Annotated in this window: 13 protein-coding genes and 1 pseudogene; 6 read left to right on the forward strand and 8 right to left on the reverse strand. The window is 64.5% G+C overall.

Annotated features, from left to right (window positions below; all coding sequences use genetic code 11):
- Window positions 1–8: 8 nt before the first annotated feature.
- The 5 genes and pseudogenes from katG to ACMGFM_RS12990 all read right to left on the reverse strand — a co-directional run bounded on the left by katG (window position 9) and on the right by ACMGFM_RS12990 (window position 7,137).
- Entirely contained in the window at window positions 9–2,153 is a 2,145-nt protein-coding gene (katG, locus tag ACMGFM_RS12970) for a catalase/peroxidase HPI (RefSeq protein WP_436903071.1), read from the reverse strand.
- A gap of 106 nt (window positions 2,154–2,259) precedes the next feature.
- The gene (locus ACMGFM_RS12975; RefSeq protein ID WP_436903072.1) at window positions 2,260–4,647 is read right to left on the reverse strand and encodes a DUF2309 domain-containing protein; all 2,388 of its coding nucleotides are present in this window, start codon (window positions 4,645–4,647) and stop codon (window positions 2,260–2,262) included.
- The gene (locus ACMGFM_RS12980; protein ID WP_436903073.1) at window positions 4,637–6,106 is read right to left on the reverse strand and encodes a proton-conducting transporter transmembrane domain-containing protein; all 1,470 of its coding nucleotides are present in this window, start codon (window positions 6,104–6,106) and stop codon (window positions 4,637–4,639) included. The genes ACMGFM_RS12975 and ACMGFM_RS12980 overlap by 11 nt, the downstream gene beginning before the upstream one ends.
- Window positions 6,107–6,335: 229 nt before the next feature.
- On the reverse strand, window positions 6,336–6,812 hold the full coding sequence (locus tag ACMGFM_RS12985; RefSeq protein WP_436903074.1) for an Lrp/AsnC family transcriptional regulator: 477 nt from the start codon (window positions 6,810–6,812) through the stop codon (window positions 6,336–6,338).
- 66 nt (window positions 6,813–6,878) lie between these two features.
- Window positions 6,879–7,137 (reverse strand): annotated as a pseudogene (locus ACMGFM_RS12990) (DUF4260 family protein).
- Between the two features lie 384 nt (window positions 7,138–7,521).
- Between ACMGFM_RS12990 and ACMGFM_RS12995 the strand changes: the two are divergent.
- From ACMGFM_RS12995 to ACMGFM_RS13010, 4 genes are all read left to right on the forward strand, one after another.
- Window positions 7,522–7,704, forward strand: a complete 183-nt coding sequence (locus ACMGFM_RS12995; protein WP_436903076.1) for a hypothetical protein — start codon at window positions 7,522–7,524, stop codon at window positions 7,702–7,704.
- A gap of 61 nt (window positions 7,705–7,765) precedes the next feature.
- The gene (locus tag ACMGFM_RS13000) at window positions 7,766–9,559 is read left to right on the forward strand and encodes an L-aspartate oxidase (RefSeq protein ID WP_436903077.1); all 1,794 of its coding nucleotides are present in this window, start codon (window positions 7,766–7,768) and stop codon (window positions 9,557–9,559) included.
- A 75-nt stretch (window positions 9,560–9,634) separates the two neighbouring features.
- Window positions 9,635–9,958, forward strand: coding sequence for an endonuclease/exonuclease/phosphatase family protein (locus ACMGFM_RS13005; RefSeq protein ID WP_436903078.1), 324 nt, complete (start codon window positions 9,635–9,637; stop codon window positions 9,956–9,958).
- A gap of 2 nt (window positions 9,959–9,960) precedes the next feature.
- Window positions 9,961–10,386 carry an endonuclease/exonuclease/phosphatase family protein gene (locus tag ACMGFM_RS13010; RefSeq protein WP_436903333.1) on the forward strand — a complete coding sequence of 142 codons (426 nt, stop codon included), beginning with the start codon at window positions 9,961–9,963 and terminating at the stop codon, window positions 10,384–10,386.
- A 1-nt stretch (window position 10,387) separates the two neighbouring features.
- Here the strand turns inward: ACMGFM_RS13010 and ACMGFM_RS13015 are convergent, their stop codons facing one another.
- On the reverse strand, window positions 10,388–12,937 hold the full coding sequence (locus tag ACMGFM_RS13015; protein WP_436903079.1) for a CARDB domain-containing protein: 2,550 nt from the start codon (window positions 12,935–12,937) through the stop codon (window positions 10,388–10,390).
- A gap of 8 nt (window positions 12,938–12,945) precedes the next feature.
- Window positions 12,946–15,897: a PKD domain-containing protein gene (locus ACMGFM_RS13020; protein WP_436903080.1), complete on the reverse strand. Its 2,952-nt coding sequence runs from the start codon at window positions 15,895–15,897 to the stop codon at window positions 12,946–12,948.
- A gap of 200 nt (window positions 15,898–16,097) precedes the next feature.
- Here ACMGFM_RS13020 and ACMGFM_RS13025 point away from each other — a divergent pair, with 200 nt between their 5' ends.
- Together ACMGFM_RS13025 and ACMGFM_RS13030 are read left to right on the forward strand one after the other, a co-directional pair.
- A complete protein-coding gene (locus ACMGFM_RS13025) occupies window positions 16,098–17,417 on the forward strand; it encodes a hypothetical protein (RefSeq protein ID WP_436903081.1) in 1,320 nt (439 codons plus the stop codon).
- A 46-nt stretch (window positions 17,418–17,463) separates the two neighbouring features.
- Window positions 17,464–18,474 (forward strand): DHH family phosphoesterase, encoded by a 1,011-nt coding sequence (locus ACMGFM_RS13030; RefSeq protein WP_436903082.1) that lies wholly within the window; start codon window positions 17,464–17,466, stop codon window positions 18,472–18,474.
- A 1-nt stretch (window position 18,475) separates the two neighbouring features.
- Here ACMGFM_RS13030 and ACMGFM_RS13035 read toward each other — a convergent pair whose 3' ends face one another.
- Complete coding sequence (locus ACMGFM_RS13035; protein WP_436903083.1) at window positions 18,476–18,619, reverse strand: hypothetical protein; 144 nt, start codon at window positions 18,617–18,619, stop codon at window positions 18,476–18,478.
- Window positions 18,620–18,760: the final 141 nt, after the last annotated feature.

Here is an 18,760-nt window from a genome sequence, read left to right on the forward strand (position 1 = left end):
GCGTCGGCTTACTCGAGGTCGAAGCGGTCGGCCGTCATGACCTTGTGCCAGGCCGCGACGAAGTCCTCGACGAGTTCCGCTTCGCCGTCATTGCTCGCGTAGACCTCTGCGAGAGCGCGAAGGCGTGAGTTCGACCCGAAGATGAGGTCGAAGCGCGTCGCCTCCCATTTCAGACTGTCCGTCTCGCGGTCGTAGCCCTCGTAGACGTGGTCTTCGTCGGCTTCTTCCCAGTCGTACTGCATGTCGAGCAGGTTGACGAAGAAGTCGTTATCCAGCGATTCGGTGTCGTCGGTCAGCACACCGAGGCTGGTATCCTGGTAGGAGACACCGAGGGTGCGCAGACCGCCGAGCAGGGCCGTCATCTCGTCGGGCGTCAGGTCGAGCAGGTCGGCCTGGTCGACGAGGTGTTCCTCGGCCGTGCGGTCGAGCCCCTCGAAGTCGTCGCCGATGTAGTTGCGGAAGCCGTCGGCGGCGGGCTTCAGTGCCTCGAAAGACTCCGCGTCGGTCCACTCTTCCTCGGCGTCGACGCGACCGGGCTCGAAGGGCACATCGACATCGTGGCCGGCCGCAGCCGCTGCCTCCTCGATTGCGGCGTTGCCACCGAGGACGATGAGGTCGGCCAGCGAGACGGCGGTGCCGTCCGAGCGCGAGTCGTTGAATTCTGCCTTGATATCCTCGTAGGTCGAGAGGACTTCTTCGAGCTGGTCGGGTTCGTTGACATCCCAACTGCGCTGGGGTTCGAATCGAATACGTGCGCCATTGGCGCCGCCGCGTTTGTCGCTGCTGCGGTAGGTCGAAGCGGAGGCCCACGCCGTCTTAACGAGCTGCTGGGTCGTCAGGTTGGTGTCGAGAATCTCGTCTTTGAGCTGTTTGGCCGTGTTCTCGTCGACAGGTGCGAAATCGCGGTCCGGCAGTGGGTCCTGCCAGATCATCGTTTCGTCGGGCACTTCCGGGCCGAGGAACCGCTCCGGTGGGCCCATGTCGCGGTGAATGAGCTTGTACCACGCCTCGGCGAAGGCGGTCATGAACTCTCGTGGGTCGTTGTAGAACTCCTCGATAATCTCGCGGTACTCGGGGTCGCGCTTGAGTGCCACGTCAGTGGTCAGCATCATCGGCGTCTGCTCGCCGTCGCCGTGGGCTTCTGGCGCGTCCTCGACCTCGTCGGCGTCGACGGGCGTCCACTGCCAGGCGCCGCCGGGACCCTTCTCGGGTTCCCACTCGTGGTTGAGGAGGTTGTCGAGGTAGGAGGTGTCCCACATCGTCGGCGTGGAGTTCCACGGCCCCTCGATACCGCTGGTGATGGTGTCGTCGCCCTTGCCGGAGCCGTAGTCGCTCTCCCAGCCCAGCCCCATGTCCTCGATTGGGGCGGCTGCGGGCTCGGGACCGACGTGTTCCTCGGGGTCGTCCGCGCCGTGGACTTTCCCGAAAGTGTGACCGCCGGCGATGAGCGCGGCGGTCTGTCGGTCGTCCATCGCCATCCGGCTGAACGACGTGCGGATGCGCTCGGCCGACCACTCGGGGTCGGGTTCGCCCTCGGGACCCTCGGGGTTGACGTAAATCAGTCCCATCACCGTCGCGCCAAGCTGACTCTGCAGGAAGTCCTCGGCGTCGAAGCGGTCCCAGGACTCCATCTCCGTCTCTGGTCCCCAGTCGACTGACTCGTCGGGCTCGAAGGCGTCCTCGCGACCGCCGGCGAAGCCGAAGGTCTCGAAGCCCATCGATTCCATCGCGACGTTGCCCGCGAGCACGATAAGGTCGGCCCAGGAAATCTGGTCGCCGTATTTCTGTTTGATCGGCCAGAGCAGGCGTCGGGCCTTGTCGAGGTTGGCGTTGTCCGGCCAACTACCCAGTGGCTCGAAGCGCTGTCGGCCGCCGGCCGCGCCCCCACGGCCGTCGGTCGTTCGGTAGGTGCCGGCGCTGTGCCAGGCCATCCGGATAAATAGCGGTCCGTAATGGCCGTAGTCTGCCGGCCACCAGTCTTTCGAGTCTGTCATCATCTCCGTCAGGTCGGATTTGAGTGCCTCGTAGTCGAGGGACTCGAAGGCCTCCGCGTAATCGAAGTCGTCACCGCGGGGGTCAGACTGGCGGGCGTTCTGGTCGAGACTGCTCAGGTCTAAACTTTCCGGCCACCACTCTTGATTGGTTTTGCTCATCAACGTATAGTTGGCTCTTTTCGTAGTTAAGATTGTCCAATCGAAAAGGGACCCTTCGGTTCGACAAACTGAATCTTCTGGATTCGTGAACTGCCAGTGGCACAAGTCAGTCGTCGGCGGCCGCGGGGGGAGGCGTCTGCTCGGGCGTCGGTGCGTCTTCGGACAGCAGCGTCCACTCGATGTCGGACTCGTACTCGAAGGCCGCGTGGTCCTGCGTCGGGTCGACGACGGTCAGCGAGAGCCAGTCGTTGTCCAGCAGTTCGGCCACCGCCTCGTTGTCGCGGAGAATCTCGGTGACGCGCTCGACAGGCGCATGAATCACCGTCGAGAGGCGCAGTGGCTGGTGATATAGGTCGTCGTCGGTGGCGGTCAGTGACTGCAGCGGGAGGCCGGTCATGATGTCGCCGCCGTTGCCCTGGTAGACGCCGACGTTGCCGACGGGGTTGTGGGTAATCTTCGAGCCACTTCCAAAGGTCGCGTTGTCGACTGTTGCGAAGTAGTACTGCGTGTTGATCCACTGGGTGACGACCATCGGACCGCCAATGATAGCTTCGAGCGCGTCGCCGTCGGTGTCGGTCCGCCAGTCATAGGAGTGCAGGAATGCGCGACCGTCCAGGTCCAGCCCGTCAGTTAGTTCGCGAGGGCCAACGACGAACCCCGCGTTGCCGGCCAGCCCCCACTCGGGGCGAGTCTCTGCCCAGTCGGCGGCGCGGCGTTCGGTTTCGGCCACGCCGTTGGCCGTGTCAGCGCCCATGTCACCGGCGCGTTCGGCGGCAGCTTGTGTCCGCGCTGTGTCGAGGTCATCGCGCAGTTGGGCGAAGTCGTCGGCGTGGCTCTCCGGAACCTCGCTCGCGTACAGGTCGATTTCGTCGGTCGTCGTGTTGTGCTGGCCAGCGAGGAAGACCGTATCGTCGGGGACGTCGACGCCGCGCTCGGTGAGGCGCTCGCGAACAGCCTCGTCGTTGCAGATTGTCGCGAGGACGCGAGCACTCGGGCCGCCAGGGTTGCCCGCACAGGCTCCACAGTCCAGACTCGAATCGAACGGATTGTTCGCGGTCTCGCTGCCGTGGCCGGTGAAGACGAACAGGCGGCCGAACTCCTCGATGCCCATCAACTCGAAGGCCGTCGCGGCGTACTCGACGCGGTCGTCGAGAGTGAGTCCTTGCGGAAGGTCGTGACCAGCGTCGGAATCGTGGTCGAGCGTGGGGGCGCAGTGAGTGTGGTCGGCCGGAGTGCGGTCCGCAGCAGCGCCGAGTAGGCCACGAACTCGGCCCGGAACCAGCGTGCGGGCCGCGAGCGCCCCACCGTAGCCGACCCCAGTGCTCTCGACGAAGCTGAACGCCGTCGCGGCGTTCGAGCGCAGGTCCTTGATGGCCGTCTTTCCAGCGTCGAGCAGGCCCGCCCAGCGGTCGTAGCGCTCTTCGTTCTCGCCATTGGTTGGCTCCTCGGTGACGTAGTGTTTCGCGTCGACAATCGGCGGGCACGCGTCGACGGAGACTGACGAGTCGTAGCCAGAGTACTGCATCGGGACGCCGAAGAAGCCAGCGTAGCCGTGTGTCTCGTAGTCGCCAGTGGCTTCGACGCGGCGGCGGATGATCTCAGAGCGCGTGTCGATACAGAAGACCAGTTGTGCGTCGGGACGCTTCTCGTCAGCCTCGCTCAGTGATTCGCTGGCGTCGGTAATCGGGTCGACCAGTTCGTCGCGGTAGCTGTCTTCCCACGCCCCAAGCCAGCACTCGGCGCGAGGAACCGATGTGTCGGGTTCGACCTTAGTGTCGGGTACAAACACGGCGTCGAAGGCCTCAACCAGCGTCAGTCGCACAGCCAGATAGCCCGTCAGTGTGATTGGGTAGGCTGACTGCCAAGCGCCCTCGTCGACGGCGCGCTGTTTGAGCAGGCCAGTCCAGCCCGGAAGCGCGGCCAACTGACACTCCATGATTGCTTCCCACTCGTCAACCGAGTGAGCGGCCAGCGCGTCACGAATTGCGTCGGCTGGGTCGTCGGGCAGGTCCGTGATTGCGTCGCTGTCTGGAATGGTACCGTCGTGGGTAGCAACGCTTCGGAACGCCTCGTAGAAGCCGTCCTCGCGGTTTGGCATCGGCCACGCCGCCTGCCCTTCGTCGAGGAAGGCGGCCAGCCACTTCGAGAGCACCGTGTCGACGCCCTCTGTCTCTGGCAGGGTCGATTCCGTGGTTGGGCCGTCCATCGCGTCGAGGCTCGCTTCAGGGTCGGTCTCGTAGTCGTGGGCAGCGAGGGTCGCTTCGAGTATCTCGGTGTCGATGCGGCCGTCCTCGTAGGCGCGGCGGAAGACTGCAGAGTCGGGGTAGCCGTCGGCACCGAGCAGCGCCTCGGCCTCGCCGACAGCCTCGTGAAACGGCTGGTCCTCGAAGCCCGCGAGTGGGTTCGCCGTCACAAAAGAGTGTAGCGGCCAGACAGAGCCAACTGCCTTGGCTGCCGAGTCGATACAGTCTTCGATTGCGGTGTCAGTACTCATTGTACTCCTCCGTGGTGGTAAGTTGCGTGTCGGTCGGTGGCTGCGTGGCGTTCAACAGGAACACGTACAGGCGCTCGCTGTGCTTGTAGCGCCCACTCTCGATTGCCAGATACGCGCCGAGGAAGGCCACGGCAACGAGCCCGTGGAGAAGCGTCAACTCCGTCGGTGGCGCTGCAACCGGGAGCAGTCCTTCGATAGCGCGGTAGACGCCGGCGTACAGCGCAATCGCCGGCAGCGCGACCAGCGGAACACCGACGTACCGGACGCTTGCCGGCAGTGACGGGCGAGTCGTCACCTCGCGGGCAGCGTGGAGGACAGTCAGGACGACGATGAGCACCAGCAGCAAGCCGCCGCCGAGTTTCGTCCCCTTGCCAGTGAGGCCAGCGAACAGTGCGCCGCCAGCGAGCGCGGTCAGCACGATGACCGCCGCCTCGACGAGCCCAGTCGAGCGGGCTGTCGTCGACTTGACTGGTGACTGCTGGGCCACCTGCTCGCCTGCGCTGAGGAACTGGTAGGCCTTATAAAAGCCATGCAGGATGAGGTGAGTAATCGCGGCCGCAAAGAAGCCCAGTCCGACCTGCATGAGCATGAAGCCCATCTGGCCAACGGTCGAGCAGCCAAGTTCACCCTTCACGTCTGTCTGGACCGTCTTCAACAGTTTCCCGCCCAGCGCGCTGACCGCGCCCAGAGCCACGACTGCCAGCATAACTGCGGGTTCGACAGTGACAACACCGTCAAAGCGGACGAGCAGGACGCCGCCAGCGTTGACGAAGCCAGCGTGCATCAGCGCCGAGGCCGGCGTCGGTGCCGTCATCGACGAGAGCAGCCACGACTGGAAGGGAAGCAGTGCCGACTGAATCATCGCCGCGAGGACGAGCGACCCGGCAGCGGCGACCACCAACGGCGTCGACTCCGCGGCCGCCGTGACGCCAGACACCGTGGTTGCGCCGGTCCCAACCCAGAGTGCCAGTAGTGCCGCCGCAAGCGCAGCACTGCTGGCAACGAAGTATCGGCGTGCGAGTGCCGCCGCAGCCTGTGCTTGCGGCCACGCCGAGAGCGTGCCAATCAGACTGGCCATCACCAGCCCCATCCCAAGCCAGGCGGCCCCAAACAGCAGGAGGTGGTCGGCCGCGACCAGCACCATCACCACGAGCGTGAACGCGAACACACGCCCGAAAAACGCCTCGGCAGTCTTGCTCCCGGCGAGATAGCGCCGCGAGTAGCTGTGGACGATGGCGCTGAAGAAGGTGACTGTGAGCCACATGATGACTGTGAGGCCGTCGACGGTCACGCCCGGCAGTTCCCACGGCCGGCCCCGGAGGAGAAAGGCAGTCAGCGTGGCAATACTGCCCAGTAAGAGCGTCCACGCCAGCCGTGTCAGCACGACCGGTACGGGCGAGGACTCGGTCTCTGGCGTCGGAAGCTGTCCCACCGTCGAAGGCTGCGTCTTTTGTGTCATCGTCTGCGTTCCTGACCGACCAGCCCGAGGCCAGGGTGGTCGGTCTGTCTACCCAAGTGTACGAACAGATTGGGCAATAAATCTTTCTATATTACCAGTTCGTTCGTGTAATTCGTACTTCAGTAACATAATGATTATATTACGACCTAATATGTGAACTGGAGTCATAGCTCGGACGGCATGGCGGCAGCTGTTGCCGGGAGTGAATCAGCGCCGACGGACAGAGCGGTCAGGAATCGTCGGTCTCAGACTCGAACTCGTCGAACGGCGTCGTTCGGTGGCTGCGGACGAGGACTTCGTCGGCGACGGTCAGTCCCATGTCGAGCAGTTCCTGTGCGACAGGCGTGATATCGTCATCAGATTCGCCAACGGCAGTGACGAGGAGATTCTGTTCGCCCGTGACCAGTTCCTGCACGGAGACAACCCCCGAAATTTCGAGAATATCGTCGATGAGTTCACCACGGTCGGGAATCGGCGCGGTACAGAACAACAGCATTCGGAGCGGATAGCCCGACTGCTGGTAATCCACGTCCGCGCTGTAGCCTTTGATTATCTCGTCGGCCTCGAGCCGCTGAATCCGTTTGCGGACGGTGCTGTCGGAGGTGCCCGTCCGTTCTGCGATATCCCCCGAGGAACTGTTGCGGGCGTCCTCCTGCAACGCGTGAAGGATAGCCTTGTCCACCTCGTCGATGTCCTCATCACCCATGTGTGACCCTCCGCGACAGAGCCACTTTATGGTTGTACCTGCGCTGCTGGGGGCACAACGGCGCTGTCACTCTTTCGTAAATTGTTCAACTGGGGCTGGTTGCGTCGAGAGGTGGGTCTGTTTGAATCCCGAGGCGTATTTGAGTCCGTAGCCGACGAGTCGGTCCGCGCCGATGTGACCAGCCCAGATAGCCGAGCATCGACAGGTCGGGCGCCAGTGCAAGCACAGCCAGCAGCCAGAGTGGTCCATCGAGTGTGAAATAGCCAGCCAGCACCAGTACAAGGACAGCCAACCCCTCGATGCGAAGGATGGTTCGAGGATGCATGCACCGTTGGTAGGGCTGGCTGGCACCTAAAGCCGAGTGGCGGTGTGACGCGGCAGTGTTGCGGGGTCGTGACACCTCGTGCTGGCTGCTTCTGGCCCGGTGTCTGGTGGCTTTTCACATGTAGGTGTGGTAACATACATCTGCGACGCCGTCATTTCCTCGTGACCGCTGGCGCAACGCTGACAGCCGGGCTGGCGGGCTGTTCGAACGAGAGCGACGAACCCAGCGAACCCGCTGACCCGGACCCGGAGTCTTCAGAGCTTCGGATTTCCGTCGAGAACAGCGACTCCCAGACACACCCGGTGACGTTCGTTCTCCAGACCACGAGAGATAACCTCGGCGTCGTCGAAGGGTTCGATTCGGGGAGATCGCCCCTGGTGAGGCGTGCACCGAGAGCCGGAAACCCTCGAGGCTGGAGAGTACGACCTGCGCGTCGAGATGTTGGTACTGGGGGAAGAGGCGACGATAGAGTGGGCAGGCTACGAGTGCCCGGTCAAAGAGATCGGAATCGAACTGCGTGCGGACGGCTTCAGAATTCGTGACGGGTGTCCGGGCGAGGAGACATAGCGGGGCGATTCGCGCGCACGCGCGCGACGGGTTCATACGTGTTCGTCCCTTACTATTAGGTATGACTCCCGCAGACCCCGCTGGCGGACAGTACGACGGCTCTGTCGACGAACGCGTCGACGTGTCGGTGCTGGTGATCGGTGCCGGAGCGGCCGGTGCCCGGACGGCTATCGAACTCGCCGAGGAGGGCGTCGACGACGTACTCGTGTTGGGCAAACGCGGGCACGGCGACGCACACACGACGTGGGCCCGTGGCGGAATCAACGGTGCACTCGGCACCCACGACCCCGAAGATTCGTGGGCCATCCACGCCGCCGACACCCTCAACGAAGGCCATTCCCTCAACGACCCCCAGAAGGTCGAGACAGTCACCAGGCAGATGCCCGAGCGTCTGCGCGAACTCGACGAGTGGGGGATGGAATTCTCCCGCACCGAGGACGGCGAAATCGACCAGCGCTATTTCGGCGCACAGTCGTTCCGCCGGACCGCCTTCGCCGGCGACCACACCGGCGAGTCGATGCTGAACACGCTGGTCGAGCGCGCCCAAGCACTCGAAGTCCCCTACCGCGAGAATGTGATGATTACGCGGCTGCTTTCGGACGGCGAGAGCGCCCACGGCGCTGTCGGCTTCGATATGGACACCGGCGAGAGCGTACTGTTCAACGCCGGTGCGGTCGTACTCGCGGCAGGCGGCTACGCGGCGATCTACAACCGCCACACTTCCCGCGACGACGAGAACAACGGCGACGGCCCAGCGCTGGCCTACGAGGCTGGTGCAGAGCTAATGGATACAGAGTTCGTCCAGTTCCACCCGACCGGGATGGCTGTCGACGAGGACGACCCAGAGTGGGCCCCGTGGAGCGGCCGACTGGTCACCGAGGCAGTCCGTGGCGAAGGTGGACGGCTGTACAACACCGAAGGTGAGCGGTTCATGGAGCGATACTCCCCGGACCAGATGGAACTGGACGCCCGTGACGTGGTGGCCCGTGCCATCGCCAAGGAGGTTGCGGAGGGCCGCGGCACCGACAACGGCGGCGTCTATCTCGACCTCTCGCACAAGGACCGAGCGTTCATCGAGGAACGGCTCCCCCGGATGTACGAGCGGTTCCAAGAGTTGGGCGTCGACATGGCCGAACAGGCGGTCGAAGTCGCCCCAACTGCCCACTACGGCATGGGCGGCGTCGCCGTCGACGAACACGGTGAGACCAGCGTCGACGACCTGTACGCCATCGGCGAGACAATGGCCGGCGTCCACGGCGCGAACCGACTCGGCGGCAACTCACTGGCCGAGACGGTTGCCTTCGGCGTCGTCGCCGGCCAGCGGATTGCTGACCGCGTCGACGGGTCCGGCGACCTGCCCGGCGGTTTCGTCGGTTCGGTTGTCGAGCCACACGTGAGTGACCTGAAGGCGCTGGCCGACCGTGACGGCGAACACGATGTGATGGCGGTCTTCACCGAGATTCAAAGTGTTATGTGGGAGCACGCGGGCATCCTGCGCGACGAAGAGACGCTGCAGATGGGGCTGGACCGACTGGCCGACCTCCGCGAACAGGCCCGAGACATGGATGTCGGACCGATTACCAGCGACTCCTTCGAGTACGCTGTCGACATCGGCTTCATGCTCACCGTTGCCGAGACGGTCCTTCGCGGCGCGCTGAAACGCACCGAATCTCGCGGCGCTCACTACCGGACGGATTACACCGAAACCGAGGCCAACTGGCGGCGCAACATCTATTACGCGCGGGCCGACCTCGGGCGGATGCGCAGTTACACCCGGGGCATCGGCGAGCCAAGCACCGAGGTTCAGGCCGCGCTGGACGAGAACCACGAACTCGATTACCACCAACTGGAGTAGCGGCCACGCTGGCGGGTTCCGAGCGACCGAAGTGTCTCCAAGCCTCGAACCAGAGTGATGGACCCCGTCACCCTGATGACGTATAACGTCCGGCACGCTATTCTCGACGACGGCACACATAGCTGGCCGAACCGCCGCGACGGCGTTATCGAGCGCGTCAGGGCGGCCGACTCCGACATTCTCGGGGTGCAGGAGTGTACCGGCGAGCAGCAGGTTGAACTCGCGACGGGACTCCCCGAATACGAGTGGTTGGCGTCGCCGACGAACCCGGCTCGGGTGAGCACGTGCCCCTCGGTGTTCGGTCACCGTGGGAAATGCTCGACGCCGAGACGACCTGGCTCTCTGAATCCGGCGATCCCGGAACTGTGGGCTGGGACGCGGAGTACCCCCGTGTCGTGACGATGGCAGTCGTTCGCCACCAGAAGGGACAGCGCCTGACGGTCTGTAACACCCACTTCGACCACGTCGGCCAGCAGGCACGCCTCGAAAGCGTCCGGGTGCTCCGGGAGCGTGTCGACGCGGCGCCGCCAGACCGACCGGTTGTCGTCCTCGGAGATTTCAACGCCAAGCCAGGGTCAGCGCCGTACGAGAAACTGACAGGGTCGGACTTCGAGCGAGACCTGCGTGACGCGCGAACGGTCGCCAGCGAACGGACGGGACCAGAAGTGACGTTCACCGAGTTCGGGTCCGTGGCAGACGGCCAAACCCTTGACCACGTTTTTGTGACCACGAATCTCGACGTTCGGAGGTACAGCGTCGACGCGACAACTGTCGACGGCGAGTTTCCCTCTGACCACTTGCCGGTCGTCGTGACGCTCACAATATAACTCAGTCGAGTCGCCGGTACGCGAGCACGCCCAGCGCGGCCACGACAGCCACGACGAGAATCGCTATCGGGAGACTACCGCCACCACCAGGACCGGAGCCCGGCGCGCTGGCCGTACTGTTCGTCGACCCGTTGCTCGCAGCCTCCAGCGAGAGCGTCTGCGAAAGGTCCCCGGCCTGCAGTGTCAGGTCGAACTGGCCGGCCTGCCCGGGTGCGGCCACCTCAACGGTGAACGCCGTCACGTCGCCGGGCGGGACCTCGAAACGCTGTTCGACGGTCGTCGACCCCTCGACAGTGAGCGTCCGTCGGGCGCGGCCGTCGCCGGTGTTCTCGAAAGCGACCCGCACCGGCACCGCCTCGCCGGGCGCTACGGTCGTCTCGTTTTCGGGCGATTCGACCGACAGCGACAGCTCCGGCTGTGGCTCGGGGAAGCCGCCGGGCGGGTTGCCGAAGACGTTGTCGGTCGGGTTCGAGTCGAGCGTCTCCGGCTCGACCTGGATACCGAAGGCGTCCTCCTCCGGCGCCGTCGAGACGTTCAGCGCCGTCCGGATAACGACGGTATCGTTCTCGTCGCGGGCCGGCGGAATCTCGACGGTCTGTGAGACGACGTCCTCGGCGGTCACGAGCGTCGCCGTGGCCGTCGCCGCGCCGGTGTCGCCGTTGCGAATACCGAACCGCACAGTACCACCGTCGGCAGCCTCTTCGACGGTCACCGGTTCAGCGACGGCGAGGTCCGGCTGGAGCAATGTCACCAACCGCGTGTTGTCCGTGGTGTCGGGCTCGCTAACCGCGCCGTCAGGGTCGACAGTGACTGTCGCCGAGACCGACGAGGCAAGTCCGGAGGCGTTCAGCCCGACTGTCACCGGAATCTCTCGGCCAGCGCCGAGACCAGGCAGCGAGCCGGTCGCTGTCTCGTTGCCCGCCTCGACGCGAACCTCGAAGGGACCAGCCGGAACGGTCCCAGTGTTCTCGACGCCAACTTCGACCTGAAGCTGGCCCTCTTCGCGGCGCTCGCGGACCGAAGTCACGCCGAGGTCTGGCTGTGCGAGGACGACCACCGCGTCGTTGTTCGTCCGGTTGCGGTCGTCGACCTGTCCGGCCGGGTCGACGACTATCTCGAACTCGCCGGCGCGGTCGACAGTCGCCGAGAAGGTCGCTGTCGTCGACTCACCGACACCGAGTTCGGGGACCGTCGCGGAATCGACGCCGCCAGTTCGACCCCGGAGCACGACAACCGTTGGCGGCGCGGCCGTGTCGCCGCGGTTTGTGACGGTGTATTCGATTGTCGTCTCGGTGCCGACTGCGGCGGAGTCCGTCCTCGCCGTCGCGTCGACGGTTAAATCAGGCTGGAACCGACGAGAGAGTGCGAGCAGGTCGGTCGTGCCCGCCGGGTCTTCAGGTGTCGAGGCCAGCGCGACCAGTTCGTCGCTGGTGGCCGCGGTGCCGAGGTCGGTTGTCGTCCCCGGAACGGAGAGCAACCGCGGCGTCGTCCAGCCGTCGCCGGCGCGGACGTGATACGCTGGCACGGCCCCGTTGCTGTCGGGGAACCGGGCCTGATACGCCAGAACTGGTCGCGGTGCGCCGGGGACGAACGAGAGGTCACGGATGCTGGTCGCGTTCGTCGTAACGGTCGTCGTACCGTCGTCAGCGACGGTAATCGATTCCATCTCGCCGACGCTCGCCCAGGCTGTCGCGTCCCCGCTCGCGGTAAGCGCCGTCAGGCCGGGCGCCGAGAAGGTCTCGACAGTCTCCGTGCCGCCGTCGGTGAGCCGGAGCCGTTCGACGGTCCCCTCGCCACCAACCGACCGCGCGACCGCAATCTCGAAGCCGCCGCCGGTCACGGCAGGTGCGATGTACGAACTGTCGTCGAACTCCCCCGAGTCGAGCACATCCAGCGTGAGCCCGTCGACCAGCGCGTAGCGGGTGGCGTGGTCGTTGGTCGTCGACAGGTTGCCGTCCTGATCGACGAACCAGGTGACCAGCCAGCGGTCGCCGCTGCCGACGACCGTCGGGTTCAGGTGTAACGCTTCGCCGTCCTCGGTCAACTGGAGGCGTTCGCCCAGGCCGTCGCCGGTGAGCCTGGCACCGCGAATCCCGAACCCACCGGACGCTCGTTCGCGACTCCAGACAAGAAACTGTGAGTCGCCAGTGCTGGCGAGGTCCGGGCGAATGTCGAGTCGCTGGTCGTCGGTCAGTTGCCGCTTTTCGGACCACGAGCCGTCGGTTCTGCTGGCCGTATACAGCTCGAAGCCAGCGAGTTCGGATTTTCCGGGGTCGCGGCCGGCCCACACCGCGACGGGACCGTCTTCACCGACGGCGACGGTCGGCGGTCGGTCGGCAACGTCGTTGTCGGTCAACTGGGTGACGTTGGCCGGTGTGGGGTCGTCTTGCACCCCGGCGGCCGGTGCGGCCGCGACGGCGAGCAAGAGCGCAGCAAAGAGGAAGATGAGACCGGCACGAGTTGCGCTGGGCTTGCTGTCGACCACCGGCCCGTGGGTCACCGTGTCGGACGGATCGAACGTTTGGCAGCCGTGTTGAGAAGTATCAGTCATAGCAATAATCAGGTTGGAAGTGGATTCGTCGGCGACAGTGTGGTATCGAGGGCTGGTGCCACAGCACGGCTCTCGCTTGTAAGTGGGTACTCGTCGTCGAGTAGCCACGTCGTGGCGCAGGGGCCGAGACAGCCGCGTACACCCGCGCGCAGCGACAGCGTCACATCACTGAGGTCTACGTCGGGGTAGACCTCGGTCGTGAACTGCGCGCCGCTACCGACGATACCCCGGGCTTCGAGTCCGACGCGGCCAAAGCCGAAGTCGACCGAACTGCCGGCCCCGGCAGTGACCTTCAGGTCGACCGTCTGGGTCAACTCGATTGACTCGGGAGCAAGCGCCGTCCGGGCGTCGTTGACCGCGAGCGTGACACCGGGCTCGAACCCTTTCGTCAGGGTGAGGTCGACGCTGGCCACGCCGACAGTCGTATCGAGCGTCGGGATGTAGACCGCGACACCAGCAACGGGGACGGTGGCCGAGGCCTGTGTGCCGAACGCAACCCGGCCGCGTTCGAAGACTGCCCGCTGTGCATTGTCGGTAACCCGGGCGGTCCCGCTGATGTCGAAAGAGAAACTTCGCGAACGTGACCCGCCAAATCCGGTGCCGATGTCCGCGTCGAGGTCCAGTCCTTCGACCGGTGTCGTCAGCGAGAGTCTGCCGTGCCCGCTCGCCGTGGCTCGGCTCTGGGCGAAGACGTACTCGAAGCCGTACTCAGCGCCGAGCCCGAGCGCGTACTCCCCGCTGAGCTGTGAAACCGGCGGGCTGAAGGAGTAGGTCGGGCCGACCAGGCCGCCCGGCGGGACAGTCGGGGCGCTCGATTCGAGGAGCCAGCGTCCGTCTTCATCGCGGGTAACCGTCGGATTGTCACCCATGGCGAACTCGAACCAGCCCGGCGGCTCGAAGGCACCGATGGTGAATGTTTCGACGCCGGTGTGACCCTGCTCGTCGGTCGCCCGGACCGCGACGGTGTTCAGCCCCGGTTCAGTCACTGCGTCGATATCGACATCGCCGAGTCGCCAGGTCGTGTGCTCGCCGGCCTCGCTCGCTCGGGTCGCCTCGATAGTTTCGCCGGTGGGGAACGTGGCGGTGACTGTCTCGATATCGTTGCGGGCATCGACCGGGACCATGTAGCTGTTTTCGAGGTCGATACCGCGGACGAGTCGACCCGGTTTCTCCGGACTGACCGGCCCAATCTGTGGGGTCGGCGGTGATGTGACCTCGACGCGACGACTCGTCGTAGCCGCGACGCCCACGCTGTCGACGACCGTCAGCGTCACGACGTAGGACCCGGCACTATCGTAAGTGTACGTTGTCGTGGGTCGCGGTGGCTCGCCGTCACGGGCCCGGACGCGCCGCGTCGTCCCGTCGCCAAAGGACCACTCGTAGGCGACAATCTCCCGGTCAGCACTGGCTGTCGACGCCCTCGCATCGAAGGTGAGTCCTCGGCCCGCGACTTGCCGGTCGCCCTCAATGGGGCTGACGCTCAGCGCGGGCGTGGGGGGCGTCGCCGAGACAGCGCGGACCGACGTGTTCGCGGTCGCAGTCTCGCCGTCGTCGTCGACGACAGTCACCGTCGCGTCGTAGCGGCCGGCCTCGCTGAAGGTGTACGTCGCTGTCGGGCCGGTCGTGCTCGCCTCGATGGTGCCGTCATTGTCAAAATCCCAGTCGTACCCGCGGAGTTGACCATCGGGGTCGACCGAGTCCGCCGCCGAGAACTGCACCGTCTCGCCGGTGGCCACCGAGTCAGGAGCCGACACTGCGGCAACGGGGGGAATAGCTGTTGGCGGCGAGTCGCTTGTCGCAGACACGTCGACCGTGAATCCGGCAGTGTCCATCGCCGTGCCGTCGCTCACCGTCAACGTCACCGTATACGTCCCTGGCTCGGGAAGGCTCGTATCGAACCGCGGACCAGTCGCCTGTGCAGTCGCCGGCCCGGAGACCGACCACTCGTATGAGTGAATCTCGCCGTCCGGGTCAGCAGAGGCCGACCCGTCGAACCGCAACGTCTCGCCGACGGACGCTGTGAGCGAGAATTCGGTCGTGGGCTGGTTGACACTCACAACCGCCGTCGGAGCCAGATTGTCTGTCTCCGTCCCGTCCTCACCGTCGCCGTCACCAGGGTCAGTGACCGGGTCAGACGAACTGACCGGCGGGCTATCGAGTGGCGCCGAACAATCGACATCGTCGGTACACTGACCGTCTCTCGGCCCACCGGGTTGGCCCCAGTAGTTCCGCCGAGCGTCAATCGGTCGCTCGCCAGGGGCCCGAGACCCGGAGACGGTGCCGACGATTGTACTGCGCCGAATCACGCCGTTCTGTCCAGTAACACTCGACTCGTCACCAGCGATAACGGTCCGCTCGATGCGCCAGTCTCCGGTCGAACCAGCGGCCGCGATGGTGATTTCACTGCCGCGGATGTCGGAGTCGGTGACACGCCAGTCGCCGCTGCTGTCGAGCGCCGAGATACCGTGGTACTCGATGTTTCGGGTCGTGATGTCACGGATCGTCCAGTCGCCGCGCGAGTCGTCGGCGAAGACACCGACACCGCTCGTGGCCTCCGCCGACGGTCGTATTGTGAATCCCTCGATTGTCGGGGACGCAGCCGTGCCCGAGAGACGAATTGCGCCTTCGACGACCGCGCCAGCCGTCGTGATTGTCACGTTTTTCGTCGGCCGAAAGCCGCTGTACGTACCGGCACGAACGCGGATGGTGTCACCGTCGCTCGCGTTGGCGAGCGCCGCCGAAACCGACTCGTAGTCGCCGCCACCATCGTCGTCGACGACCAGTGTCGTGTCCTGGGCTGCCAGCGCCGTGCTGCTGTCGACCGGTCGCTGTTCCGCGACGCCGGGTGTCGCGGCAACAGCAGGGACGCCGACAATCAGAGACACTGCCGTGAGATAGCAGAGAGCCAGTCTGGGCCCCCAGCCGAGATGGGAGAGAGAGCCCAGCGCCGTTTCGGACATGCGTACGTTGGCCGATGGCAGTCTGGCACTTAAATCCCGGAATCTGCGAGACGGGCACTCAGCGAGTGAACGGCAGTTCGGGGCCACAGCCCCATTCGAGACGTAGTCGCGAACAACCCTCAGAGGGAACTCTACTCGCCGACTGGTCGACCGACAGGACGAGATATATACCGGTGCTCCGCAAAAAGCCACCATACGGAATGTCGGAGTCACAGCCAGCGACCGAGACCGACGCCGACCTCGAAGAGGTCGAACCCGACAACACCGCGACCATCGAGGACCTCTTTACGGACCTGATTGCGCTTCGAGAGGGCGCTGACGACCGAACACAGGACGAGATTCGCGACGTCAAACACCTGCTGGTCGAAGCACACGACCGCGGACTCATCGGTTCCGGGGTTCGGAATCTCGACAGGCGAGACGTCGCCGAGGCGTTTATCGGCAGCGTCATCTTCGCCTCGCCGCTGTTGGTCGAGGGCGGCATCTTCGACATCGCTAGCCATCTCTTTGGCTCGACTGTCGCGGGCGTTCCCGTCTTTCTGCTCGCAAACACCGTCTTCGTCGTGGTGGTGACCTACGCACTCATCGAGTGGACCGGCCAGGATAGAGCCGAAACGGACGTGCTGTTCGGTGTCGTGCCCGTCCGGCTGGTGATGACACTCACCGTCTCCTTCGTCGTTGCGACACTGCTGATGACCGTCTGGGGACGAGTCGGGGGCTGGCGTTCGCCGGTGGAGGCACTGGCCCGCATCAACGTCATCTGGACTGTCGGCTCACTCGGTGCTGGTCTCGGTGATATTCTCTCCGACGACCAGACGACGCCAGCCGTGGCTCTCGAAAGCGGCATCGCACAGCAAGGCTCGCGGCTGGTCGAGGAGGACCCGACGCTCGAAACGCCGCCGCCGGAGGTCCAAGAAATGAGTGACAGTGCCCTCATCGAGGCGCTCAACAGAGAGTTCGATGACCTCGATGCAGTACTGGAAAGCGACACCGACCGACAGGAAGTGAGTCGTCTCCGCGAGGAGACAGTCGAGGCAACGCTCGACGATATCTTCGGTGACCGGATCGAGAAATACACGTCCCGGGACATCGCCGAGTCCTTCGTCGGGAGCATTTTCTTTGCCATCCCGTTTCTCGTCGAGGACGGCGTCTTCGACATCGCCGAGTTTTTCCTCTCCTTTCGGGTCGGTGTCTTTCCAGTGTACTTCGTGATCAACACCATCTTCGTCCTGGGAATGATTCTCGGGCTGGTCTACTGGGCCGGACCGCAGGACGTGCAGGTGAACCGGCCCATCTTTGGATTCATCCCACGGCGGATGGTTGGCATCGCCGTCGTCTCCTTTCTGACCGCGGCGGCGATGATGACGATGTGGGGGCGGCTCAACGGCTGGGCCGACCCGGTGGTGGCGCTGGCCCGCATCAGCGTCGTCTGGACGGTCGCCTCCTTCGGGGCTGCACTCGGCGACATCCTCCCTGGCGAGAGTTCCGGGGCAGACATCAACGACGAACGCAAAAACTGAGGCCGAGCTGGAGAGAACTCTTGTGTGAGGGAGTGGTACTGGAAGTATGTCCAACGCAGCGTCGCTCCAGGAGCTGCTCACGACGGGAGAGCAGCTCACCATCGTCTGTCACAACAACCCGGACCCAGACTGTCTGGCGAGTGCGCTCGCACTCGGGCGTATCGCCGCCGAGGCAGGCATCGACGAGCGACGGATCCTCTACAGCGGCGATATTTCACACCAGCAGAATCGCGCCTTTATCAATCTGCTCAACATCGACCTGCGGGAGTTCGAGCCGGAGATTGTCCAGAACCGACCAGAGGGGTCCCTGCTGGCCTTCGTCGACCACTCGGTCCCGGGTGCGAACAACCGCGTCCCCGAGGGAACGCCGGTCGACATCGTCATTGACCACCACCCGGCAGACGAGATCACGGCAACGTTCGTCGACCACCGTGAATCGATTGGCGCAACAGCGACAATTCTCACCGAGTACGTGCGTGGACTCGACATCGAGGTCGACGCACCACTGGCAACGGCTCTGCTCTTTGCGATTCGGCGAGAAACACTCAGCTTTCTCCGTGGGACGACAAAAGACGAGTACACCGCAGCAGCGTTTCTCCACGACACGGCAGACCGGTCGCTGTTGCGTGAACTCTCCTCGCCGTCGGTGACCGGCGAAACTGTCGACGCAATCGGTCGGTCCATCGGCAACCGCATCGTTCGTGGGTCGGTACTCATCACCCACGTCAGTCGAACGAACGAACGTGACGCGCTCCCGCAAGCGGCGGATTATCTGGCAACACTGGAGGGCGTCGAGACAGCGATCGTCTTCGGGATTGTCGACCAGAGTATCCACCTGAGCGCACGCTCGACAGACTCACGGATTCACATCGGAGAAGCACTCGACACGGCCTTTGACGACGTCGGGAGCGCTGGCGGTCACCAAGAGATGGCCGGCGGGGAGGTGCCCCTGGGGATTTTCGCTGACGCCGTTGGCGACGAAATTGACCTCGTCGAGTTGGTCAAGCGTGTCGTCACTGCACGGCTCATCGGCGCACTCAACCTCAGCGAGGAGTGACTCACTCGGCCTCGGACGATTCGAGGTGGACCTCCGGCGGGCCGCCGTCCCAGCCGTACGAAAAGAGTACAAACAGGACTGTTGCGAGGCCAACGAGGGCGAATCCGTACACGACGAGACGACGAAGGGTACCGAACAGTGTCATACGAAAGCCATCGCGACCGTGATTCAAATGTGTACTGCTTGGCTGGCAGTTGCGACGGGCACGGGGACAACGACCAGTCCAGGCGATACGTTGATATCTGTTGCGTGGACAGTGCCCGGTATGTTGCGAGCAATGGGACCA

The sequence above is a fragment of the Halovenus halobia genome (assembly GCF_051414135.1).
Classification (GTDB): Archaea; Halobacteriota; Halobacteria; order Halobacteriales; family Haloarculaceae; genus Halovenus; species Halovenus halobia.